The sequence below is a fragment of the Pseudanabaena sp. PCC 7367 genome (assembly GCF_000317065.1).
Classification (GTDB): Bacteria; Cyanobacteriota; Cyanobacteriia; order Pseudanabaenales; family Pseudanabaenaceae; genus Thalassoporum; species Thalassoporum mexicanum.
The window spans coordinates 1,174,706-1,197,210 of sequence record NC_019701.1; the positions used below are offsets into that span (position 1 = coordinate 1,174,706).

18 protein-coding genes and 1 pseudogene are annotated in these 22,505 nt (G+C 45.9%); 5 read left to right on the top strand and 14 right to left on the bottom strand.

Annotated elements, in window-relative coordinates; genetic code table 11:
• Positions 1 to 133: 133 nt before the first annotated feature.
• The gene (locus tag PSE7367_RS04505; protein WP_015164181.1) at positions 134 to 253 is read left to right on the top strand and encodes a photosystem II reaction center protein J; all 120 of its coding nucleotides are present in this window, start codon (positions 134 to 136) and stop codon (positions 251 to 253) included.
• Between the two features lie 242 nt (positions 254 to 495).
• On the opposite strand, the gene PSE7367_RS04510 is transcribed toward PSE7367_RS04505, so the two are convergent.
• The gene (locus PSE7367_RS04510) at positions 496 to 1,164 is read right to left on the bottom strand and encodes a hypothetical protein (protein WP_225882684.1); all 669 of its coding nucleotides are present in this window, start codon (positions 1,162 to 1,164) and stop codon (positions 496 to 498) included.
• A gap of 213 nt (positions 1,165 to 1,377) precedes the next feature.
• Here PSE7367_RS04510 and PSE7367_RS04515 point away from each other — a divergent pair, with 213 nt between their 5' ends.
• Positions 1,378 to 3,300: a response regulator gene (locus PSE7367_RS04515; RefSeq protein ID WP_015164183.1), complete on the top strand. Its 1,923-nt coding sequence runs from the start codon at positions 1,378 to 1,380 to the stop codon at positions 3,298 to 3,300.
• Positions 3,301 to 3,331: 31 nt separating this feature from the next.
• Here PSE7367_RS04515 and PSE7367_RS04520 read toward each other — a convergent pair whose 3' ends face one another.
• From PSE7367_RS04520 to PSE7367_RS04565, 9 genes and pseudogenes are all read right to left on the bottom strand, one after another.
• A complete protein-coding gene (locus tag PSE7367_RS04520) occupies positions 3,332 to 4,162 on the bottom strand; it encodes a pentapeptide repeat-containing protein (protein ID WP_015164184.1) in 831 nt (276 codons plus the stop codon).
• Between the two features lie 436 nt (positions 4,163 to 4,598).
• On the bottom strand, positions 4,599 to 5,240 hold the full coding sequence (locus PSE7367_RS20160) for a hypothetical protein (RefSeq protein ID WP_015164185.1): 642 nt from the start codon (positions 5,238 to 5,240) through the stop codon (positions 4,599 to 4,601).
• Between the two features lie 584 nt (positions 5,241 to 5,824).
• The gene (locus PSE7367_RS23070) at positions 5,825 to 6,922 is read right to left on the bottom strand and encodes a potassium channel family protein (RefSeq protein ID WP_015164186.1); all 1,098 of its coding nucleotides are present in this window, start codon (positions 6,920 to 6,922) and stop codon (positions 5,825 to 5,827) included.
• Between the two features lie 40 nt (positions 6,923 to 6,962).
• Positions 6,963 to 7,508, bottom strand: a complete 546-nt coding sequence (locus tag PSE7367_RS04540; protein WP_015164187.1) for a DUF3172 domain-containing protein — start codon at positions 7,506 to 7,508, stop codon at positions 6,963 to 6,965.
• Positions 7,509 to 8,095: 587 nt separating this feature from the next.
• Complete coding sequence (locus tag PSE7367_RS22355; protein WP_198013438.1) at positions 8,096 to 8,251, bottom strand: hypothetical protein; 156 nt, start codon at positions 8,249 to 8,251, stop codon at positions 8,096 to 8,098.
• Positions 8,252 to 8,664: 413 nt separating this feature from the next.
• Positions 8,665 to 8,994, bottom strand: coding sequence for a ribulose bisphosphate carboxylase small subunit (locus tag PSE7367_RS04550; protein ID WP_015164189.1), 330 nt, complete (start codon positions 8,992 to 8,994; stop codon positions 8,665 to 8,667).
• Between the two features lie 322 nt (positions 8,995 to 9,316).
• A pseudogene (gene rcbX / locus PSE7367_RS22895) lies at positions 9,317 to 9,676 on the bottom strand (RuBisCO chaperone RbcX); the annotation flags it as partial.
• 102 nt (positions 9,677 to 9,778) lie between these two features.
• Positions 9,779 to 11,191, bottom strand: a complete 1,413-nt coding sequence (locus PSE7367_RS04560; protein WP_015164191.1) for a form I ribulose bisphosphate carboxylase large subunit — start codon at positions 11,189 to 11,191, stop codon at positions 9,779 to 9,781.
• Positions 11,192 to 12,417: 1,226 nt separating this feature from the next.
• Positions 12,418 to 13,065 carry an ABC transporter ATP-binding protein gene (locus PSE7367_RS04565; RefSeq protein WP_015164192.1) on the bottom strand — a complete coding sequence of 216 codons (648 nt, stop codon included), beginning with the start codon at positions 13,063 to 13,065 and terminating at the stop codon, positions 12,418 to 12,420.
• A gap of 484 nt (positions 13,066 to 13,549) precedes the next feature.
• Between PSE7367_RS04565 and PSE7367_RS04570 the strand changes: the two genes are divergently transcribed.
• Positions 13,550 to 14,557 (top strand): Sll0314/Alr1548 family TPR repeat-containing protein, encoded by a 1,008-nt coding sequence (locus PSE7367_RS04570; RefSeq protein WP_015164193.1) that lies wholly within the window; start codon positions 13,550 to 13,552, stop codon positions 14,555 to 14,557.
• 103 nt (positions 14,558 to 14,660) lie between these two features.
• Here PSE7367_RS04570 and ilvD read toward each other — a convergent pair whose 3' ends face one another.
• Positions 14,661 to 16,352: a dihydroxy-acid dehydratase gene (gene ilvD / locus PSE7367_RS04575; protein ID WP_015164194.1), complete on the bottom strand. Its 1,692-nt coding sequence runs from the start codon at positions 16,350 to 16,352 to the stop codon at positions 14,661 to 14,663.
• 658 nt (positions 16,353 to 17,010) lie between these two features.
• Between ilvD and PSE7367_RS21795 the strand changes: the two genes are divergently transcribed.
• Positions 17,011 to 17,601: a hypothetical protein gene (locus PSE7367_RS21795; RefSeq protein ID WP_156800340.1), complete on the top strand. Its 591-nt coding sequence runs from the start codon at positions 17,011 to 17,013 to the stop codon at positions 17,599 to 17,601.
• Here the strand turns inward: PSE7367_RS21795 and PSE7367_RS04585 are convergent.
• The 3 genes from PSE7367_RS04585 to PSE7367_RS04595 all read right to left on the bottom strand — a co-directional run bounded on the left by PSE7367_RS04585 (position 17,586) and on the right by PSE7367_RS04595 (position 20,332).
• Positions 17,586 to 18,671, bottom strand: a complete 1,086-nt coding sequence (locus PSE7367_RS04585) for a 4-hydroxyphenylpyruvate dioxygenase family protein (protein WP_015164196.1) — start codon at positions 18,669 to 18,671, stop codon at positions 17,586 to 17,588. The genes PSE7367_RS21795 and PSE7367_RS04585 overlap by 16 nt on opposite strands.
• Positions 18,672 to 18,965: 294 nt before the next feature.
• Positions 18,966 to 19,778 (bottom strand): HAD-IA family hydrolase, encoded by an 813-nt coding sequence (locus PSE7367_RS04590; RefSeq protein WP_015164197.1) that lies wholly within the window; start codon positions 19,776 to 19,778, stop codon positions 18,966 to 18,968.
• A gap of 125 nt (positions 19,779 to 19,903) precedes the next feature.
• Positions 19,904 to 20,332 carry a hypothetical protein gene (locus PSE7367_RS04595; protein ID WP_015164198.1) on the bottom strand — a complete coding sequence of 143 codons (429 nt, stop codon included), beginning with the start codon at positions 20,330 to 20,332 and terminating at the stop codon, positions 19,904 to 19,906.
• A gap of 412 nt (positions 20,333 to 20,744) precedes the next feature.
• Here PSE7367_RS04595 and PSE7367_RS04600 point away from each other — a divergent pair, with 412 nt between their 5' ends.
• Positions 20,745 to 22,292: an SLBB domain-containing protein gene (locus tag PSE7367_RS04600; RefSeq protein WP_015164199.1), complete on the top strand. Its 1,548-nt coding sequence runs from the start codon at positions 20,745 to 20,747 to the stop codon at positions 22,290 to 22,292.
• Positions 22,293 to 22,505: the final 213 nt, after the last annotated feature.

The following is a 22,505-nucleotide window of genomic DNA, read 5'->3' on the forward strand; positions in this document are numbered from 1 at the left end:
AGCCCAATTTCGCTCTTAGTTCTAGTGCCAATCCTGGTTTTCTAGATCTGGCTTAATCAAGAAACTAAAATTCTGAATTAGCAAAATTTCTTTTATCCCCAATCCCCAATTTAATTAAGAGGAGGTTTATTGCATGCTTAAGAACGGTCGGATTCCTTTGTGGCTCGTTGCCACGATTGCTGGCACTGGCATATTAGTGGTAGTTGGTCTATTTTTCTACGGTGCTTATGTGGGGCTTGGTTCTGCGAGCTAGACTCAAGCACTGGGCTATAGGCTATATCTCAAATTAATTAGTTAGATGAATTAATGAATTAGATTGAATTAGAGATAGATATTGGCTGGTTGAATCACTGGCCATCTCTAATTGTCTATCCCAGCATTAATCTATACCCATATCAACATTTGTTAACAAGTTAAGGCGTTAGAGTATCTTTACTCCAGCGCCTTTCTCGATCGCAGCAAATTAATTGGCTTTAAACGAATAACGAATAATGCCTAGGGCAGGGTTACCTCACGCTTACGCAGTTCTGCTTCTAGCTTGGGCAGGTGCTTACGTTCAAAGATCACTACTCGGCCAGAATTAGCCCTACCACTGGCATTCTCCACGGTTTCGAGCCAGTAGACAAACTGTTCACCCTCGCGTAACTCACCTTGTAATGCAATCAATAAAACATTGCCATTGTTCACTTTAGCCCTGGCGATCATCTCTTCCGTGGGATAGGCATACACAGTTTTAGCGGACACATAATCACGCATGATCGAAGCACCATAAATACTGCGCACCGAATCTTCCAGACGATCGCGGGTAACCCCATTGACCGCATCAAAAAATGAAATTTCCTCAGAACGAATTAGGTTGGCATCCCCAGGTATATTAGCGATCCCTGGGATCAAAACGCTGGCTTGAAATTGAAATCGCCGCGCTGCCGTATCGGATTTTTTTACCAGTAATCGTTCACTGCGAGTTGGCTTCAGTGCTGGATTTGCCCTGATCCAATCGGCCACTTGGGTTTCTGTCTGGCCGGGCAGCGCATAGGCAGCCTGGTCAAGCCCAGAAAGACTACCAGAAAGACTAATTGAACTTAATCCTGGTACAGCCATCACACCACAGGTAGCGATCGTGGCGATCGCCGCAGACTTTAGCTGCTGCTGCTGCTGACTCAATTTTTTGATTATGCTCTTAATACTCATAACTATCCCCACACACGATCGAAAGCAACTTGAATGGGTGACAGGATATCACGTTTGGTCAACTAGAATCGCTCAATTTTAGGTTATTTTATTTATGTGGCGATAGGATTAAGTGTTTTGGGCTGAAATCCTATTTCTTGCCTTGTGAACCAGAACTTTTGCCATAAATCCAGCGATTAAACTGTTATGAATTTTGACCTGCGCAACTGCACGGAAGAGCTTTTAGATCTAATCGCATTACAGGCACACCGTAAGCAGCTTGAGCTGACTTTTTTAATTGATGACAACGTGCCCACCAAACTAGAAGGGGATTTGGTGCGCCTATCGCAAGTGCTCACACTGCTATTGATCAAGGCGATCGAGGTTCTCAGTGAGGGTGAAATTAAAATGCGGATTCAACTACTAGAAACCACTGCCTCAATCGTAAAGCTAGAGTTTACTGTAGCCCATAGTAATATCTTTTTAAGCGATCAAGACCAAGATGAAATCGCTGAATTCTTGGCTCAGGCTGATGGTTGGGGCAGTGAGGCGAACGAACAGGGCGATCTTGCTCAGGATTTCACTACAATCGGTACGGATCTAGCGATATGCCGATCGCTGGTACAGATGATGGCCGGCACAATGGAACTAAAAACAACGGGGAGCGATCCAGAAACAGCCTACTGTTTTAGTGCGGCGTTTAATCTACCCGATCAACAAACTGCGATCGCCCCCCAGGCAGATCTGACTGGCCTCAAGCTCCTAATTGTTTCCGAAAATGCCTCCACCCGTGCTGTTTTGAGCCAACATGCCCAAAAGTGGCAAATTAAAGCGGATGAAGTAGTTAACTCGGCCATGGCGATGAATGCCCTCAGGCAAGCAGTCGGTGAAGGGAAACCCTATCAGATTGCCATTATTGATATGCAAATGTCGGTACTCAGTGGAGCGGTGCTGGGAAGAACAATTCTGGCCGATGCCTCGCTCAGTAATACCAAGCTGGTAATTGCCTGTTTTGCGACCCAGCAGCAAGAGAGTAAAAAACTCTGCCAACAAGGTTTTGCCGCCGTATTGGTCAAACCAATTAAGCAGCTACCGCTATTGCATGCCCTGGTAGAAGCAGGAGCCAACCTCAGAGCCACCAATAAATCAAACACACGGGCGATCGCATCAACCCAGCCTCAATCTCCGATCGATAAGATCGATAAGAAGGAAGACACTAATCAACTAGATCAAGCTAATCAACTGAATCAGTCAGATCAGCCCATTACAGCCAGCCAACCAACCGATCTAGCTGCTAATCCAGATGGCGCTGCTTCATTACCAGGACAGCAACTGATCGATGTCGATCACTTGATCAAGCTGTGTGAGGGTAATCGCACCGTCATAAATAAGATGCTCAAGCAGTTTATTGAGGATCTACCCCATAGTATTACTGCCCTCCAGGAGGCGATCGCCCAGCAAGACTTTTTTATAATTCAGCAAAATGCTCACTTCATCAAAGGCTCTAGCGCCACGATTGGTATGCACCAGGTGCGGCAACGTGCCGAACAAATTGAACTGGAGGCCAAAACCCAGCAAACCCAGGAAAGCAATCAATTAATCGCTGAAATTGTTAATATCACTACCAATTTACTGACCCAGCAAGCCACAGTTTTAGAGGAGATCAACACTAAGTTAGCAGTAATAGATAGTAATAATGATTCTGCTAGCTCAGCCTCAACCAATCACACAGCAGATCTGGCCACTGGCCAAAAGCAGCTCACTGTTCTGGTGGTAGATGACGATCGGATGACCTTGACCCTGGTGGCTGATAGTTTGGCAAAGCTGCCCAATTGTAATATTGTGACGGCGAATAATGGCAAAGAGGCATGGCAACACCTTAGCTCTACTAGGTTTGATGCGATCGTCAGCGATTGGTCAATGCCAGATATGTCAGGGATTGTGCTATGTCAGCGGATTAAGTTCTATCCCCAATTGCCTTCCGCTGCTGCACCATTCATTTTGTTGACGGCTTATTCTAATGCTGAATATAAAAAGATCGCCCGTGATGCAGGTGTAGATGATTTTCTGGTTAAGCCAGTTGACCCGGACGCGCTCAGACGCATGGTTAGCTTGTGGGTAGCAAATTAGCAACATTACCTGATTACCTGATGCCAACAACTCAGCAGAGACCTTGGCTATAGCCCTCAGGGAAGCGGGTGCCATTGATTTTAGCCTTGGTTAAAACCACCCCCATTAAATTAGTGCGGCTCAAATCCGCCTGGGTCAGATCGGTCATGCTCAAATCCGCACCCATTAAATCTGCACCCATCAGATCAACTCCATGCAAATTAGCACCAATTAAGTTGGCACCGATCAAATTAACTCGATTTAAGTTTGCTTCACTCAGATTAGCGCCGGTCAAATTTGCACCGATTAAATCAGCCCCCGCCAGGATTGTGATGCTTAAATTCGCTTTGCTTAAATCCACCTTGCCCATATTTGCCCGCCCTAAGTCAGCACCACTAAAGTTAGCTTCGCTGAGGTTAGCGCGACTGAAATCGGCAGCAACTAGCTTAGCCTGACTCAGGTTTGCTTGATTCAGGTTGGCTAAACTAAACCGCGCCAGGGTGAGATTGGCATATTTGAGATCGGCCTGGTTGAGTTTTGCGCCCCTTAGATCGGCACTCCTTAAATCAGCATCGTAGAGGTTGGCACCAATTAAGTTGGCCATGCTGAGAAAAGCATCACTAAGATCGGCTCCTTTTAGATCGGCAGCATGTAAATTAGTGCTACTGAGATCGGCTCCCTTTAATTTTGCCTTGCTCAAATTTGCTTCATGCAGGTCTGCGCCACGCAGATTCGCCATACTTAGATCAATCTTGCGTAATTTAGCGCCACTTAAACTAGCCATGGTCAGATCTATGCCACGCAGCTCGGGATTGGCTTCCCGCCAGTTATTCCAATCTTCTACCCCTCGTGCCAATAAAGCTAAATGTTGGTTATCTGCCATGGTCTAATTTCTCCGATGGGCGCGAATTGGAGCGATCGCATTGCTCTATCTTAGTCATATTATTGATCTAATTGGTCTAACTGCATCCGCAAAAACATAGTTGGTCAATGCTCAACCAGCAGATCAATCAATCAATTAATCAATCAATTAATTTAAATGTGATTGACGCAATAGAGATAACGTATTTATTCGATCGCAGCAATAACGATTATGCGGCAACAATTTCCTTGGTCAACCCATAGCCCAATAGTCAAAAAACCACCTACCAGATAACTAAGTAGGTGGCGATTGGATTTGGAGTTCTACTAATTCCAGGCTGGCAAATACTCCTAGAACCAGCGGGAAAAATAACATTAGGAGTAATGCTTAGCCAGAATTAGCTAGCACAGAAGATCACCTTAATTAGGCTCAGCTAAGCTTAGTAATGATCTAGAGATCAAACGCATGCATCTGTAGTCCATTCTTGAGTCCCCCTGCCTTCATAACAGGTTTGCTGAACCCCAACCCAGACAAGTTGCCAGGTTTGGTCATCCATTTGATCAAATTTGAGCATATAGCGTACGCCGCGCACCGAGTCATCGGCTAGACCAAGTTGAGTGATGGTGACTACGGCTTGGTCATCAACGATCTGGGAATCGATCTCTTCTTCAAAATTGCCCTCGGTTGGCTCGGTGTTGCCAAATAGCGCCACGGCGATCGCTTCTGGATCGGCACCATTTTGCTCGACCGCAGCGGGGAGTGAATTTAAATCGACTACGGCATAGTCTGCCTCAGCGGATGCATCTGATGTGTCTGGGGTGTCTGGGGTGTCTGAGAGTTCTGAGGATTCGGGCAATTCCAGCGGTTCTGGGGATGTGGGGAATTCAGATGGTGTTGCGGGTGGCACGCTGTCGCTGGGATCAATGTCATCTAAATCGCTCGATGTAGGATCGGGGCTGGTGTTTTGTTCCAATTCTGAGGGTTGTTCTGCTTGAGCCAGGGTACTGGTTGATGAATTGGCCTGGGAGCTAGCGGAAACAGAGTACATGCCAAAGATCAAGGCGATCGGCATAGTCAGAATAATTAGTTTTTTGATCATAGTTAAACCTTCCGTTAAACCTACTTAATCGAATAAACAATTTGGCCGAGGAACAGAAAGCTTAAATTAAGCAACTCCTGATTTGATTGTTGCAGGAGCAAGTAACTTAGCTACTTGAATATGGCTTGACGAATGGGAGTTTAATTTGTTTCCAATTTGGCAAATTTTTTTTTAATAAATTGAAAACCTATTTGCATAAATTAGCCAGATCCCTTGCTGGAATAGAACATCAAGGCTTGCTTGGCTTCGCAAAAAATTTAGCTGGCCGATCGCAACTGATCGCCCTAAAATCTTGGGCGGCTCGACCGACCGATCAATACCTATCAATACCTATCAATACCTATCAATAAAAACAGACTAGCCGTTAGTAGTCTGCCAGAATTGAATTGATCGACATTGTTTTGACACAACGATCGCCCAGTTGCCATAAAAATACTGCCAAATATAGCTGCTCGTGATCATAAATCTGATCCAGCCCTCAATAATTACAAGGATTAGAGGCTCCAAGCGATCGCCTTGCCCAACCTAATTTTGATTAATGCGATCAAAATGGCTTTGAGCTAACCAACTTAGTCACTTAGTCCCTATGATTTTTTCTTCCTGCCAAAATTAGGACTATCCCTGGCCATCACAATTAAACTATCGCTGTCTTTGAGCAAGTAAGCTTCATTGGGATTAGAAATCACTTCACCGCCAGGGCCGCCCTGATGCACCGCCAATACAATCCCTTCATGCTCACGTTTGATCTCGGTGAGAGCTTCCACAAAGGGGCGATCGACCATGGATTTTGGCACCGGCATTTTATAGAGACGATTGCCATAATGGGCATTGAGGATATCGCAAACCACCTTAGTTATGCCATGATTCAAGGCAGCCTGAGAAATCAACCCACTACTAACAGTGCTACTGACAATAATTTCATCGGCATTAGCCCGCTCGCAATGCTTAATATAGGCATCGTTTACCAGCTCTACGATCGTATAGGCGCTGGGGTTCATGCTTTCGATCGTTAGGGTGGTGAGCACTACCTTGGCATCGCGGGGTGTATCTTCGAGGCGATCGTCACCCAGCACAATCACCGTTTTGGCCTTGCTCAGGTTGGCTCGCTCCAGGGTGGCATCATCCACCTGACCTTGGATAAAAAACAGGTTGTCATCTTCAACGGGCTTGCGTTCCATGTCCGCGATCAAAACCATCGGCGTGAGCGCAGTGCGGTAGTCATAGCGGAACTCGTTCCAGATCGATCGCATCCGGTGGTTCCACTCACACAGCACAATATGATTTTCGTAGGTGCAATGACTCATGCCTAGTTCTTCTTTTAATTTTTTATCAACCAAAACGCTGGCGATCGTGGCGCTGAAGGTGGCCAGCAAGCCAATGCCCAAAAACATCAAAAAGATCGCAATCAATCGCCCCGCTGGTGTAGATGGCGAAATGTCACCATAACCAACCGTGGTCACAGTTACCACACTCCACCACCAGGCATCATGGATCGAAATTTCTGGCTCTACGATCGCTAGGGCAAAAGAGCTAATAATTACCAGCACCCCAATAATACAAAGCAGCCTGAGAATATTTTCCCGCTCTAGGAACTTCCAGATTGCCGCAATTCGATAGCCCAGATATTGATCGCTTGCTTTTCTCTTTTTGGTAAATGGTAGCGATCGGCTCTTTTTAGTCATTTAGTCATTTAGTCATTCATTTCCAAGGTGACTGAAAGAATTATTGCGATCGAGGTTGATTGGGGTCAGCATCCTGTAGCTCATACCCCTTGGTTAGTTGCTCTTGGGCATTCTTGCTTTCATATACACAGTCCACAGCTGTATCTTTGCCCAGGTTACCCGTAAACCCAAACGTATTCATCCGGTTTTTGCACTCTCGAATATCTTGCTCGGTGATCGCGCCACGCCGCAGCAGGCCATTCCAGTTGTTGGGTAAAACCACACAGCCCGGTTCCGACTCAACCCGACTCACATAAACATCGTAGGGATTGAGGGTAATAAACACACGGCTGGAAACTACCATCGCCGAAGCACCGTAGTTATTACAAAAATCGCGGCTGGGTGCCAGGGCATCTAATCTAATTGCATCTACGGTTTGCTGGGTTGGATTGAGCGTCGAGAGGGCAACGCCAACGGCAATGCCGATCGCAAAAATTGCCGCCGCGATCGCCAGTTTAAAGCCAGTGCCAGAGTTATTATTGTTGCCAGAATTATTACCAACAGAAGGAGCGCCATAGGACACACTGGCGGGTCTACGTCGAGCCATAGGAATTTAAAACCTCAAAATCCGCTAATTAGCAGCTAGATAATCTATTCAACAGCCGGACAATCTAGCATCTACTATTCTACCTAGCTAGATAGAACGTATTTATTCTACACATTTTGATTGATCAAAATCCCCCCACCAGATCTAGGTAGGGGGATCAAGATAATTTAATTGTAGAGGATTAATTTTTTTGATGGTTATTAATTTTAGTTAGGTTTTGAGCTAGGTTTTGATTTGGGGCGATCGCCAATCTTATACTTCACTGATCGGCAATGGCATCAAAAATCACCTTTTCAATGCTTGTGGTGACTTTCAAAACAACCGGAGCAACCGTAAATCCTAAGTTATGTCTAACATACGTTTAAAGTATGGCTAAACCAGTTGGCGTAAGGAAAGGAACTGATGCTAAAAACTAAGTCTGAGAAATAATAACTAAGCTCCATCCATACTCAATCAATGAATTGAATATATAACTAGAGAGCCACAATCAGGAGCCTGACTGGTTTACTTATCGATTTTACTTATCGATCGAGTTGATCGCTAGCACCTCCAGACGATCGAGCTGCCTGACCTAAATATCATGAATATCATTCACGTTCTTGCCACGAAGGATCGGGATGGGGATCACCGGTATATGGCTGTACCCCAGTTTTGGGGTAATCATCCTTGGCTGGGCCAAAAATCCTGGTGATCGCATCGCTAATGAAACTGGTTGCTTGGGCAAGATATTGAAACATTTTCATGGCCGTTACCTCTTGCTTGCTATCAATATAGAAATATAGAAATTTAGAAATTTGTGAATTCAATTTTTCACCGCAGGGAAATGGTATATACACCAAAATCCTTACAATTACAAATCCTTACAATTACATTCTATGGGCTGCTTTACGATCGCAACGGAGCTTAAAGCAGGATGTAATAAATATTTGATTTGCTTAATAAAGTAATTACTCACATAACAATAACCAAACCCAAACTAAAAAAACAGTAGCAGCCGATCGCCACTACTGTTAATTCAACCTTATATAATCAAATCAATTCATTTGGCTAGCTAATGCCCATTTTTGAGCATTATGCCTAAATCAAACCTATCAAACCTATTAGGAGTTTAGAAAGCTCTAACTACTAGAAATTAAGAAATTAGAAAGCTTAAAATCTAGAAACGGTTAGGCTTATGAACAATAAAGGATGTCACCTGGCACTGTCTGATGTTGTCAAAGGCCACAACGCGAATGTAGCAGTTGGAGAAAGCAGAGCGGCAGGCTTGGACTTCGCTGAGCACTTCTTGGGCGCTATTGGCGTTGAACAAAGGCAACTTCCACATCGTCCAGTAATATTCTTCTGGATTAGAGGTTTCGTTGAATTCCACACAGGGGAAGAAGCCCTGGTCGATCACATATTGGATCTGCTTAGAAATCTGCGCATCACTTAGGGGGGGCAGATAGGACAGAGTTTCAAACTTACGTTCTTTTGATACTACTTGCATGATTTCTCTTGGTAATGCTGTTTATACAGTTGGAATAAATTAGAAGGCTTAATTGCTAACTAATTACTTGGAATTACTTGGAATTACTTGGAATTGCTAAAAATCACTAATCCGATGAACTACTAGCCATTTATTCAAGGAGATTGTCTGACTGTGATTCTTGACCCTCGATCGCGGATGGTTCACCTGCATCGTCAATATCGTCAATATTTTCAGTATCAACAATGTCAAGTTCATCCTGGCGATCGTTTTGGCGATCGTCAGCGATCGCCTGAGCCTCTTGGGTTTCAAGCAACTCTGCCGCCAATAAATCGGGGTCTAAATCAGGCAAATCCGCCGATGATTCATAGTTAACGATCTTCTCTAGGTGCTGGCAGCGTAGTTTTAAATTGGCTTCCTTCACTCCGGTTAATGTCATTTCCGGTAAGAATTCAACCACTTCCTCGGCCAGATGGGCGCGAACTGTCATTAGCCGAAAGGCTAACTCCTGGTTTTCGCTCAATAGCTCCTTGAGATACATTTCGCCATCCTGGAGCTTGCCAGTCGAAGAAAAACCACTCAGCCAGTGGGCTAGGGGCGGATTAGTTTGCTGGAGTTGCGACACCACAGTCCGCATCGCTTGATAGGTTAAATAACTAATCAATACTTTGGACGTAGCTTTGGCAACACTCTTTAAATCCATAGAACTGAGCCGGAAGGTGAACTGGGATTGGGGATCGCTGGCTAACAATTAAGATCGCAACTAGCTCCCCTTATCCTTTCGATTATTTCCGTTCAACTAGTTTTAGAGTGTATCGACGGTATCGAACTCAAACTTGATTTCCTTCCAGGTTTCACAGGCTACTGCCAATTCTGGTGACCATCTGGCGGCTTCACGAATGATGTCAGCACCCTCACGATTGAGGTTACGGCCTTCATTGCGAGCCTGAACACAAGCTTCAAGCGCAACCCGATTAGCCACTGCACCAGGTGCATTACCCCAGGGGTGACCGAGGGTACCGCCACCAAATTGCAGCACGGAGTCATCACCAAAGATTTCCACCAATGCGGGCATGTGCCAGACGTGGATACCACCGGAAGCAACCGCAAATACGCCGCCCATGGAAGCCCAATCCTGGGTGAAGTAAATACCACGGGATTTGTCTTGCTCGACGTAGTTTTCACGGAGCAGGTCAACGAAGCCCAGAGTAGAGGCGCGATCGCCTTCTAGCTTACCAACCACCGTACCAGTGTGAATGTGGTCACCACCAGACATGCGCAAGCACTTGGCCAAGACCCGGAAGTGCATACCATGATTTTTCTGGCGATCGATGACGGCGTGCATGGCGCGGTGAATGTGCAACAACATACCATTGTTACGACACCACTTGGATAGGGTGGTGTTGGCGGTGAAACCAGCGGTGAGGAAGTCATGCATAACGATCGGCATTTCTAGCTCTTTGGCAAATTCAGCCCGCTTCATCATTTCTTCCACGGTGGCAGCGGTACAGTTGAGGTAGTGGCCTTTAATTTCGCCAGTTTCAGCTTGAGCCTTGTGGATCGCATCAGCTACAAACAGGAAGCGATCGCGCCAGCGCATGAAGGGCTGAGAGTTAATGTTTTCGTCATCCTTGGTGAAGTCCAAACCACCACGCAGGATTTCATAGCAAGCACGGCCATAGTTCTTGGCGGACAGACCTAGTTTGGGCTTAATCGTACAACCCAACAGCGGACGACCATACTTGTTCAATTTGTCGCGCTCAACCACAATCCCATGGGGGGGGCCTTCAAAGGTTTTGAGGTAGGCAACCGGAATTCTAAGATCTTCGAGGCGTAGGGCACGTAAGGCCTTAAACCCAAACACATTACCAACGATCGAGGTGAGCATGTTGGTAACCGAGCCTTCCTCAAACAAATCTAGAGGATAAGCCACATAAGCAATGTACTGGTTATCTTCACCGGGTACAGACTCAACATCGTAGCAACGACCTTTGTAACGATCGAGGTCGGTGAGTAGGTCAGTCCACACCGTAGTCCAAGTACCAGTGGAAGACTCTGCTGCCACAGCCGCACCCGCTTCTTCGGGAGGCACACCGGGCTGTGGGGTCATCCGGAAAGCAGCCAGGATATCAGTATCCTTGGGGGTGTAATCGGGGGTGTAATAAGTGAGTTTGTAATCCTTTACGCCGGCCTGAAAGCCTTTTGTTGTTGTAGCCATTCTAAATCTCCTAATTGGTCAAACGAACTGCCCCTGGTATTAGCGATCGCGTGGTTATAGCCGCTGATCGCCATTTAGCTAAATTTTTTAATGTGTAATTTTAATTCAACTAAGGAGCTTCGCGTTACATAGATAGTGAATGTCCCTACAATTAACCCGGCCAATTTCAAAGCACCCGATCGCCTAAGTATCACCTGCAGCTAGCTTAGAACATACATTCCAGCCGCAACCGATATTGCGATAGCTATGACTCAATCCAGAGTGGGGCAAACAGAAACAGTCAAAAAAATTTTGCTATGTTAGTTTCTGTAGTTATATTTACTTATTCACGCTACTTAATAGCTAGAATTATTAAGTAAACTAAATACACAATGAGTGGGCTATCTAGCTAAGCGATCGACAAAGTAGTTGCAAACCTACTTGATCTAAGGCTAAGGTAGCTTTTTTTATGGACTAGACAATAATTCCCATACAGATCGCTGCAAAGATTAATGCCTGGGTTTGTGTTGATAAAGCGTTGATAAAGCTTCGATCGCAGTGATGCTAACATCTCAATCAATCTCGATCAACAGGGTAGAGGGATAGCCGCTCTTTGGTTGGGCGGTCTCACCTATCTTGTAAAAATAATCTTAACAGCATAGAGTTTAATTTAAGTTTGGCATATGTTTATATTTATATAGGCAAAACTTATGTGTCCGCTCAAGATAACCGTAACTTTTCTTAACTATCGATCGTAGGTTAGTTATTACTGCCGCAAATTAAACTAGCTTTGGCGATTGCCGTTGATTTAATTTAGGCTCAAATGTCTCTCTGAGGAACAACTTGAGCATTTTATTTAACGTTAAGCTATTAAAAACAGCTAATCATTAACCACAACTCAACCAGGGGCAAATAGCCAGAGCGATCGCCACAGACCCATCCTTGTCACCTAAATTTGGGATTCATAACTTTTGCTAGCGAAGCGTATCGAGATGTCAAGGAAGATCAGCAATAGATAGCGATCGGCTCAAGTCATTATGCTTGTAATCCAGGGATGGCAAGACATAAAGAGGGAAGCGATCGCTAAATCTGGCCTTCATGAAAGTAAAGACTTAGGTTATTGATTAGCTAGAAGCAAGAATTCTTTACAAACGAAGCATTGGTTAGTTTCAACTTCATCCTTGAATATTCTTACTAATTTACGACTAATTCACCTAATTCAAGGCTAACAAGTTTAGATTAATGAACTAGATTAATGAAACTGACTTTTCGATTTTTGAAATCAAACCGTGGGAAATTGACCAACTCACATCAGCAATGTGCTTAAACTCATCCGGCTCATGGGTAACCACCAGCAAAGTCCAGTCTTTTTTGAGCTTGGCTAATAATTCAATTAATTGCTGCCGCATTGACCAATCCAAACCAGCGGTAGGTTCGTCTAGCAACAGTAAATAAGGCTGACGAATTAACTGCACCGCCAAGGCTAGCCGCCGTTGTTGGCCACCACTGAGCGACTGTGGCGAGATATGCAGGGGCAAATGTTGTAAGCCCACTTCAGCCAGGGCAGCATCCACCCGATCGCGGTCTAGTTCAGGATGCCCTAGTCTTAATTCCTCCAGGATCGTGCTGCCACAAAAATGCCGCTCTGGGAATTGAAACACCAGACCCGATAATTGCTGCATATGCTCAACTTCTAGATCCTGCGATCGCCAAAAGATCGCCCCTTGATGCCACTGTACAAATCCAGCCAGGATTTCAAGCAGTGTACTTTTCCCAGAACCACTTGGCCCCACCACCACCCCCAACTGTTGAGGCTCAAGCTGCAATTCAATATTTTGTAAAATTGGTGCAGCAGCAGCAGGCGGATGATAGGAAAGGTTTTGGATTTCTAGCATAGTTTAAGGATAAGTGAAAGCGATCGGAACCATTTGCCCTAGCATACGTCAGACTAGACTGGATCTTACGGCATCCTGTCTCTATTTTCTCAACTTCAGAATTCCATCTGGATCTTTAATTCAGTCGGGGGTAGGTCTATACTTCAGATCACTTATATGCTAACTAATCAATCGATTAATATATAGAAATAGAAAGAAGAATAGAGGCAAGAATCTACTGTTAGGTTCATCTCTTAAATTTTAGCCATTTTTAGGCATGGGGTATGAGTGGAATCAAGGTAAGTGATCGATCTGGATCTTTGGGAATCAGTTATTTTTGCAAAATTTCTTAATTGTGATGTCACGAGGAGAATCTTCGATCGCAATTTGTGGATTTGACAAACTATACAAAACTACAAGCCTGAGCCAGGATCATCAACTTAGTCACCATCAACACAATCAACACAGAGCAATTAGATTAGTGAAGGTATTACCAAGAACTAGCATGAAAGCCAGGAATAACCCCAACAAAATTTTCCGTATTAGTAATAAGCCCAGAATTAGCCTAGGCTATAAACCTCATAAACGAGGCTTTAGGAAGCTCAACAGGTTGATCGCCGCGATTCTGGCCGGAGTCATGTTTATGCCGATCGCCTCACCGGTATTGGCGGGCGATCCATTCAGGACTGATAATCCCAGCGGCATTGGTGCAGAAACCGAAGCGGCCTTTGAGCTGATGTTTCGGGATGGCAATTTCCTGGAAGCTCAAGAAACGGTCGATCGCGCCTTTGCCACCGAAGCCGATGAGCCATTGCTCCATGCCATGAAAGCTTCGTTGTACTACATGAACAACAAAGATGCTGGCGAAAATCTGGAATTCATGCGCGACTATGCAATCAGAACTCGCAAGGCTGCCCAAGCCCTAATGTCCGAAAATCCAATGCGAGGACACCTCTATACTGGTGCGAGCTATTTACTTGAAGCGGGCTATGAAGTAACCAAGAAAGGGGTGGTGCGTGGTGCCGCCAGGGGTCTATCTCTGGTGCAACAAGCCCTTGATCAGATTGAGCTAGCGGCCGAAATTGCCCCCGATGACCCAGAACTAAATTTAATTAAAGGTTATATGGACATGCTGGTGGCTTCGGTGGTGCCATTGGCCGACCTCGAAGATGCTCTGGGTAGTTTGCGTAAGGCGGGTCCTGAATATTTGAAATGGCGGGGGATCGCCCTGGGCTATCGAGATGCCAAGTTACCCAATGAAGCCCTGGCCGCGGTAGAAAAAGCCCTAGTGCATTCACCGGACAATCCAGAAATTGTTTACCTGAAAGGACAAATTTTGTGGATGAAGCGCGATCACGAAAAAGGATTGAGCGACTCCGAGAAAACCAAGCTTTCGCAGGATGCCGAGTTCTACTTCCGGCAAGCTTTGACTAAGCACGAGCAGATGGCTCCGGCAGTGGCCGAAGAGATCGCCGAGCAATGTAAGGGCTTAACTGGTGCCGATTGTATTTAGAATCTAGCCAACACCATAAAAATAAGGCGATCGCCTCCTCCCTAGAGCCAGGGTAGTAAGAGCGATCGTCTTAAATTTAATAATTCAATTTAACTCAATGACATTAGCCCTCAAACAAATCCAGATCGGTAACTGCACCAAAACAACTGGAAGAGACCAGCTTGGCATATTTGGCCAGCACCCCTTTGGTATATCTGGGTTGGGGTGGTTGCCAACTCGCGCGGCGTTTTTCTAACTCTTGATCCGAAACATGCAACTCCAGCAATCGCTGCCCCGCATCGATCGTAATCGAGTCGCCCTCCTGCACCAGGGCGATCGTGCCGCCGACAAAAGCTTCCGGAGCCACGTGTCCCACCACCAAACCATAGGTGCCACCGGAAAAACGACCATCGGTAATCAAACCAACGGAATCGCCTAAACCCGCACCAATGATCGCACTGGTTGGCGCTAGCATCTCTCGCATCCCAGGGCCTCCCTTGGGGCCTTCATAGCGTACTACTACCACATCACCGGGCTTAATTTGCTTATCCAGGATCGCCTTCAGGCATTCTTCTTCCGATTCAAATACCCGCGCTGGCCCGGTAATATTGGCCTTCTTGATCCCAGTGATTTTAGCTACACCACCTTCGGTCGCCAGGTTACCCCGCAGGATCGCCAGGTGGCCTTGCTTATAAATTGGGTTATCCCAGGCATGAATTACAGGTTGGTCGGGACTGGGCGCATCGGGTACATTGGCTAAAACTTCCGCGATCGTCTGGCCAGTGATTGTCAGTGCATCGCCATGTAATACGCCATTGACCAGTAGCATTTTCATCACTTGAGGGATACCGCCAGCTTTGTGTAAGTCAGTGGCCACATACTTACCAGATGGCTTGAGATCGCAGAGTACAGGCACCTTAGCGCGGATTGTCTCAAAATCATCCAGACTCAGTTCTACGCCAGCAGCATTAGAAATTGCCAACAGGTGCAACACTGCATTAGTGGATCCACCCACCGCCATAATCACGGCGATCGCATTTTCAAACGCTTTACGGGTCAGGATTTGGCGCGGCAAAATTTGCTTGCGGATCGCATCTACTAATACTTCCGCTGACTTGGCGGTGCTATCGGCTTTTTCCTGGTCTTCAGCCGCCATGGTCGAGGAATAGATCAGGCTCATCCCCATTGCTTCAAAGGCCGAGGACATCGTATTGGCCGTGTACATACCACCGCAAGAACCAGCGCCAGGGCAAGCATTCCGCTCGATCGCCATTAATTCTTCATCGCCCATCTTGCCAGCGCTATGTTGTCCCACTGCCTCGAAGGCACTAACCACGGTCAGGTCTTGGCCATTGTAATGACCAGGCTTGATCGTACCGCCATAGACAAAAATGGCCGGAATATTCATCCGCGCGATCGCTAGCATTGCCCCCGGCATGTTCTTGTCACAGCCACCGATCGCCAATACTCCATCCATGCTCTGGCCATTGCAAGCGGTTTCGATCGAGTCGGCAATCACTTCCCGCGACACCAGCGAATATTTCATCCCCTCTGTGCCCATGGAGATCCCATCGGAGATCGTAATGGTGCCAAACATCTGCGGCATTGCGCCCGATGCTTTGATTTGCGCTTCGGCTCTGAGAGCTAAAGCATTAATGCCCATATTGCAAGGGGTGATCGTGCTGTAGCCATTGGCCAGACCTACGATCGGCTTATTAAAATCATTGTCGCCAAAACCCACGGCGCGGAGCATGGCTCGGTTGGGCGATCGCGCTACGCCTGAGGTGATTACCTGACTTCTGCGGTTATCTGACATGGCTCTACCTTTAACTTAAAATTCAATAATTCAAAAATTCAATAATTAACTCGATTCATTTGCACACAATACTTTGCACACAATACATAGTAGGCAAGAAATATTTAGCCCAAATGCATGTGCCATGCTTATTCAAAGCGCTCTATTTACTCCGTGCTATTTCAACATCCGTGCTATTTCAATAGAGGTGTTGGGCAAGATCGATATGTCTATTAACAATTGCACAGAATCAATCACTATGCTTGCAAAATGAGGTATCTAAGATCTGCGTTAGCACCCCACCTAAATAGATGCCAAATCTGTAGCTAAAATCCTGATTGACATTGCATCAGCTTGGACTTTAGGAAGAGATTTACACTTTGCTGAGAATGTCATTTTAAAAGCAAAAGAGATTTAAATTTCTATTTGAAACTCTATGTTACAGAAATATTCTATTGTCATTATTAGCGATCGCCCAGTCGCCCAACTATAAAACCGCCAATCCCATATCTAGACTACAACAACACCAACTTAAAGCCTCGATTGTCTTATGTCTGATATTGGCTGGTTTTCTACGTGAATTGTCGTAAATCAGCGATCGCATATTTGTACTCCCAATTACATCTGTTATGATGCTTTGTCAGTAACCCGTTTAGGTTCTGGATTTGGCTGCCCCGAAATGAATCACATTATCCGTGCTTGTAAGCACTTATATAGATATGCATACCAATATGTATATTTATATGTGTATCAATATGTATATCAATTCTGGTTAAACCGCTCGGCGAGGCGATCGCCCCAACCCTCTTTGCGATCGCTAGGCTCTCGGCATCAATGGCAACATTGGCGTTTGTGGCGATCATGGCGTAGGTATTTTGCCATTTTTATGGTTAGCCTGGCGGTGAGTTTGTTTAGTTATGGTTGTGGTGAAAGTAAGATTGCCCAATGCAATGAATTGATCACGATCGCCAATAAGATCCATACGATCGATATATCCACTGATGCCGATGGATTGAATGATCTGGCTAATCAATTGGATCAAATTAAGGCGGAAATGCAAACTGCCGAAATTAGCGATCGGCAACTCCAGGAAATTCAAGAGCGGCTGGTGGATGTTTATACGGTGGCCAGTCAGGGGGAAAGGGATAGCAGTGCGGCAAAGCAAAGTGGCGATCCAGGTATGCTAGAGCGTGCCAGTGAACAAATTCAAGATGCGATCGCGCGGAGTGAATCGATCGCCACTGATGTTTCGGCCTATTGCTCTGAATAATCAGAATAGAATGTCGATCGGAAGATTTGCTGTTGTTCGATCGCCTCAAACAAAGCTTGAAAATTACCTTCACCAAACCCTTGCGCCTGCGACCGGCGTTGAATTATTTCAAAGAAAAAGGTGGGTTCATCAAAAATCGGCTGAGTAAAGATTTGCAATAAAGCTTGCCCTGCTTCATGATCTTGCACATCGATCAAAATCTCCGGCTCTGTCTCCAAGAACCTGACCCCTCTTTGTTTTAACCTGGACACGGTCTCAAAGATATTGTCAGTGTGCAAAGCAATATGCTGGATACCTGCGCCGCGATTGTAGTCTAGAAATTCCTGGATCTGGGAATTCTGAGTGGATGGCTCGTTGATTGGCATTTGAACTGATCGATCGCTATTTCCTAGCACCACGCTCCGCAAGGCCGATCGATCGGTGGCAATGTTAAACCGATCGCTAACCCGTAGCCCCAAATTCTGCTCATGCCAGTTCGCAGCCTGCCACATTTGACCAGATGGCACATTTAGCACCAGATGATCGATGCCAGTGAATAGAGGCTTAGAGAGCGATCGCGGTGATTTAGCTGGCAATGCTTGAATCGGGCGATCGGTTTGCTGAAGCTGATGATCAACAAAGCGATAGGTCAAGTCCCCCCAGCCCTTCAGCACATTATTTGCATCTTGTTGCGGCTCAGGCCAATTAATCGCTGCATGTGCTAGCTCAACGTAGCGATCGGTTAATTGAGACGCTTGCGCTTGCGGATCAATTTGGAAGGCAATTTCCGCAATCCCAGGGGGATGATCGCGCAAAAAATAACTGACCCGATCGCTGTCTAGCTCTAATTGAGGTTCTGATTGAGACTCTACTCGCAGTGGTGCCGAGAGCCAGAACTGAATCGAGCCATGTTGCAAAATCTCGGTGTGGCAATGATTTTGAATCGTGGCGATCGCTTTAAAATCTAAACAATCCTCAAACCATTTACGCCATCGCTGCACATCTTGCACAAAAAAATGAACATGGTCAATACCAATCAGATTTGGTGGAGAGGGCTTAATCCGTCGTGGATCGATTGAATTACCAATCATAGAGTTGTTAAGAAATTCAGGCTATTCAGGCTGGTTCCCATTACTCCTAATCTATACCAGGAGATTTCTAAACTTGTCGTGCGCCTATAGTTCTAATCTCGATCTTGACAAAAAAGGATGAATTCTGTGCAAATCCCCTTGAATCAGTGAAGTTGCCCTTTTGCAAAAGGGTGGCACACAAAATCCAAATCAATGTTTTTCACGAATTCAAGCTAGCAAATATTCATCTCAACATCTATTTGGGATCGCAAGCCCCCTTTGATCATCCATAGGCACCAACTTAGGTTATTTAAACTAAGCCACAATCAAGTCAGTTAATTTAGTTACGGATTTGAGCGCCTGATGGTTTTCCGGCAGCCGATCGCCCCGATTAATCCAGATTGCTTCCAGGTTCGCGGCGATCGCCCCAGCATAATCCTCGCTCAGGCTATCGCCAATGTGCCAGATTGCTTTGGGTTCTGGATTTGAGTTATTTACCAGGCTATTAGCGATCGCCCCATAATCAGGGTATTTACGCAGTGCTTGCTTAAACACACCCGGATCTGGTTTCGCTGCCCCAGCCTCGGTGGAAATAGTCACGCTACTAAAAAAATCTGCTAGCCCCAATGCCGCCAACACTGGATAGAGTCTGGTATCGAAATTAGAAACCACCCCCAATTTAATCCCCTGGGCTTGCCAATGCTCTAGGGCGGGCATGGTATCAGGATAGACTTGCCAGGGATCTGCCCCAGCAAAAAATTGGTAGAGGCGATCGAAAAATTTGGCAAAGTCGGTAAATTGCGAATAGATGCCAGCTTCGGTAAAAGTATCGATCGCCAGCTCAAACCACCATTGTTTTTCCAATGCCGGGATCTGGTTTGGTTCTGCCCCAGGGAACGCCATGCGCGGCGCAGCCCGAAAATATTTAACAAAGGCACGATCGAGATCAGCAGCGATCGCATCCACGCCAAACTCACCAGCAACCAGGGCATAGTTCTGCCCCACACTGCCCTTAACCCCAAACAGAGTGCCCACCGCATCTAGGAAAATTATTGATGGCTGGCTCTGGACTGGGGATCGATCGCCTTGATTGCTTGGCTCAACTTCCTTAATCGGCTCTAACCGCATTGTCTGGTAGTAGTAAATAAGTTTTTAGCAAAAGGCTTGTTAGTTAGTCTCAAGCATATGCTCAAAGATTATTATGTATGCAGGATTATCCACCTTCCGATTGCCAATTATTCCCTCAAATTGAACTACCACAAGGCCGGAACTGAAGCAAAGGTGTAAACATCATACTGACAAAAGTTGACATCAAAGTCTTCGATCGTAGCGCCATCGGCAAAGGTCGCCCGCAAATCATAATTGCACTGACCAGGATCAGCCTCATCTGTCAGGCTAATATCTACCGCATCACTGGTGGTAGGGCTGGCCAATAAATTGCTACCCCAATTTCTGGTATTGGGCGGTGCCACTTGCAATGAGGTTAACTCAGTGTTTGTATCATTCACAAAGGTGACATTTAGGCTAGTTGCATTCTGCGATCGCGCAATTGGCGCAACTGCCAGGGAGATCGGCATGGCGATCGTGGTGATGGCAATTATTTTCAGGTAGCGATTGAAATTAGGCAGTGACAGTCGCACAGGCGATCGATCGGCAGAATCAGCAAAAGGTTGCTTTGTCAAAATTCCTCCTCACTCTTTTAACTAAATTAAGCAATTAGACTTAGATCTTATTAGATTTTATTAGAGATTTTATTAGATCTTAATTGAATATTGAATCTAGACTTGCAGTTGAGATCAAGTCGATCTAGCGATCCAATTTTTACACAAATCCTGGGCTGATCCCATTAAGCAATTTAGTTGTCTTTTGATGCCAGACCTTGGCCAGTCATGGCTAAACAAGCCTAGCTTTAACCTGCTAAAATGCATTTGGGGTAGGCAAGTGTTTGTATGTGGTTGATTATTTTGAATTACCTGAAGTTACTTTAGATTTAAGTGATTAGATTTAAGTGATTGAAGTAGTTCAAGCAACGCTACGAAGTCCATAACCAGCATTCAACAAACTTTTGCTCAAACTAGAAATGTGGTGTCTCATATGAAGCATATGCAGCGATCGCAACTAATGCGACTAATCCGCCCCAAGGAGTTCAGCACCAAGATTTTGCCAGTCATGCTCGCCATTGCCTGGCTCATCGCTCCATCACCCACCCTGGCTCAGTTGCCTGGCATCGATCGACTGAATGGCGAAATTGATCCAGAGTCGGATTCAACCAATGCTCCGACTGTTGTTGATCCCAGTGCGATCGATAAAAGTCCCAGCACCCGCCTCGATAACTTTACTGGCCTACAGGTAAGTCGGCCAATCAATTTAAGTGAATATCGACTTGGCCCACTCGATTCAATCCGGATCGATATTTTTAATGTGCCTGAACTGAGTGGCGAGCAAACTGTCACCCCCAATGGTGATATTAATATTTCCCTGCTAGGGCCCGTGCGGGTAGCTGGTCTGACCCTAGGTGAAACAGCAGCATTACTAGAGCAAGAACTAGCACCATTTTTAGTGCGCCGGATTATTAATGTATCGCTGCTTGCGCCTCGGCCACTAAATATTGCGGTGGTGGGCGAAGTAAATCGACCTGGCACGGTGGTAATGAATTATACAGGTACTGGCGGAACCGTATCTCTTGCCAGTGTGACCCAGGCTTTGCGCCGAGCTGGTGGCACCACTCAACGGGCAGACATTTCAAATGTACAGATTTCCCGAATCAGCACCGATGGCGTTCGTAGCGTGATTGATTTAGATCTGCTGGCACTGGTTGAAAGTGGTGATATTAGTCAGGATATTATTTTGCAAGATGGTGACTCTATCTTTGTGCCCCGGATTGCTGATGCCAGACTTGCCCAGGCCAGACAGGTGCGCGATGCCTCATTTGCCTCAGAACAGTCAATTATTCAGGTAGTGCTGACGGGCGAAGTGAATCGAACTGGTCCCCAGACATTGTCCTTTACCAGAGGTGAGGGGCAAGAGGGTAATCCATTTGCCACTGTCACCCGTGCCATTCAACAAGCAAACGGGATTACGGAGCTGGCCGACATTCGCAATGTAGAGGTGCGGCGCATTAATGCTAATGGTACTCAGGATGTTTTGGTTGCTAATTTATGGTCATTGATTCAGGATGGCGATCTTGACCAAGATATTCAATTGGTGGATGGTGACTCGATCCATGTGCCAGAGGTGACCGATCCGGTTACGGCGGAATATGGTCAGATCGCTAAGGCTACCTTCTCGCCCGATACAATCACGGTGCGGATTATTGGTGAGGTGAATGGCCCTGGCAGTATTTCCCTGCGGCCAAATGCCCCATTTACTGAGGCGATCATTGCCGCTGGTGGGATTACCAATGATGGCGATTGGCGACGGGTGGAGCTATATCGAATTAGCCCCAGTGGCAAACTAACCCGGCGTAAGTTGAAGGCGGATTTAGATTTAGCACCTAATGAGGATACTAATCCTGGCCTACGCGATCGTGACTTCATTGTGGTGCGTTCTTCCTTTGGTGCAAATATCCTCAATACCGTTACCCGTACTTTGAGTGATATTGTTACCCCCATTACCTTACTTGAACGATTGATTGATGATTAGTTGGCAACATCATTTGCTGGATTAATTGGATTCGATCGGCAGATTTTGAGATCAATATCTAGCTCTAGCTTGGCTGTAGTAGTTCACCACAAAGAATTTGATGTTTAATTTGCGATTGTGATAACTCTTTTGCAAGAGTGCGACCAATCATAATTAATGTGGTCGAGTAGTAGGGTAATCTCAAGTGAGGGATTGCGCTTGATATTGATATTG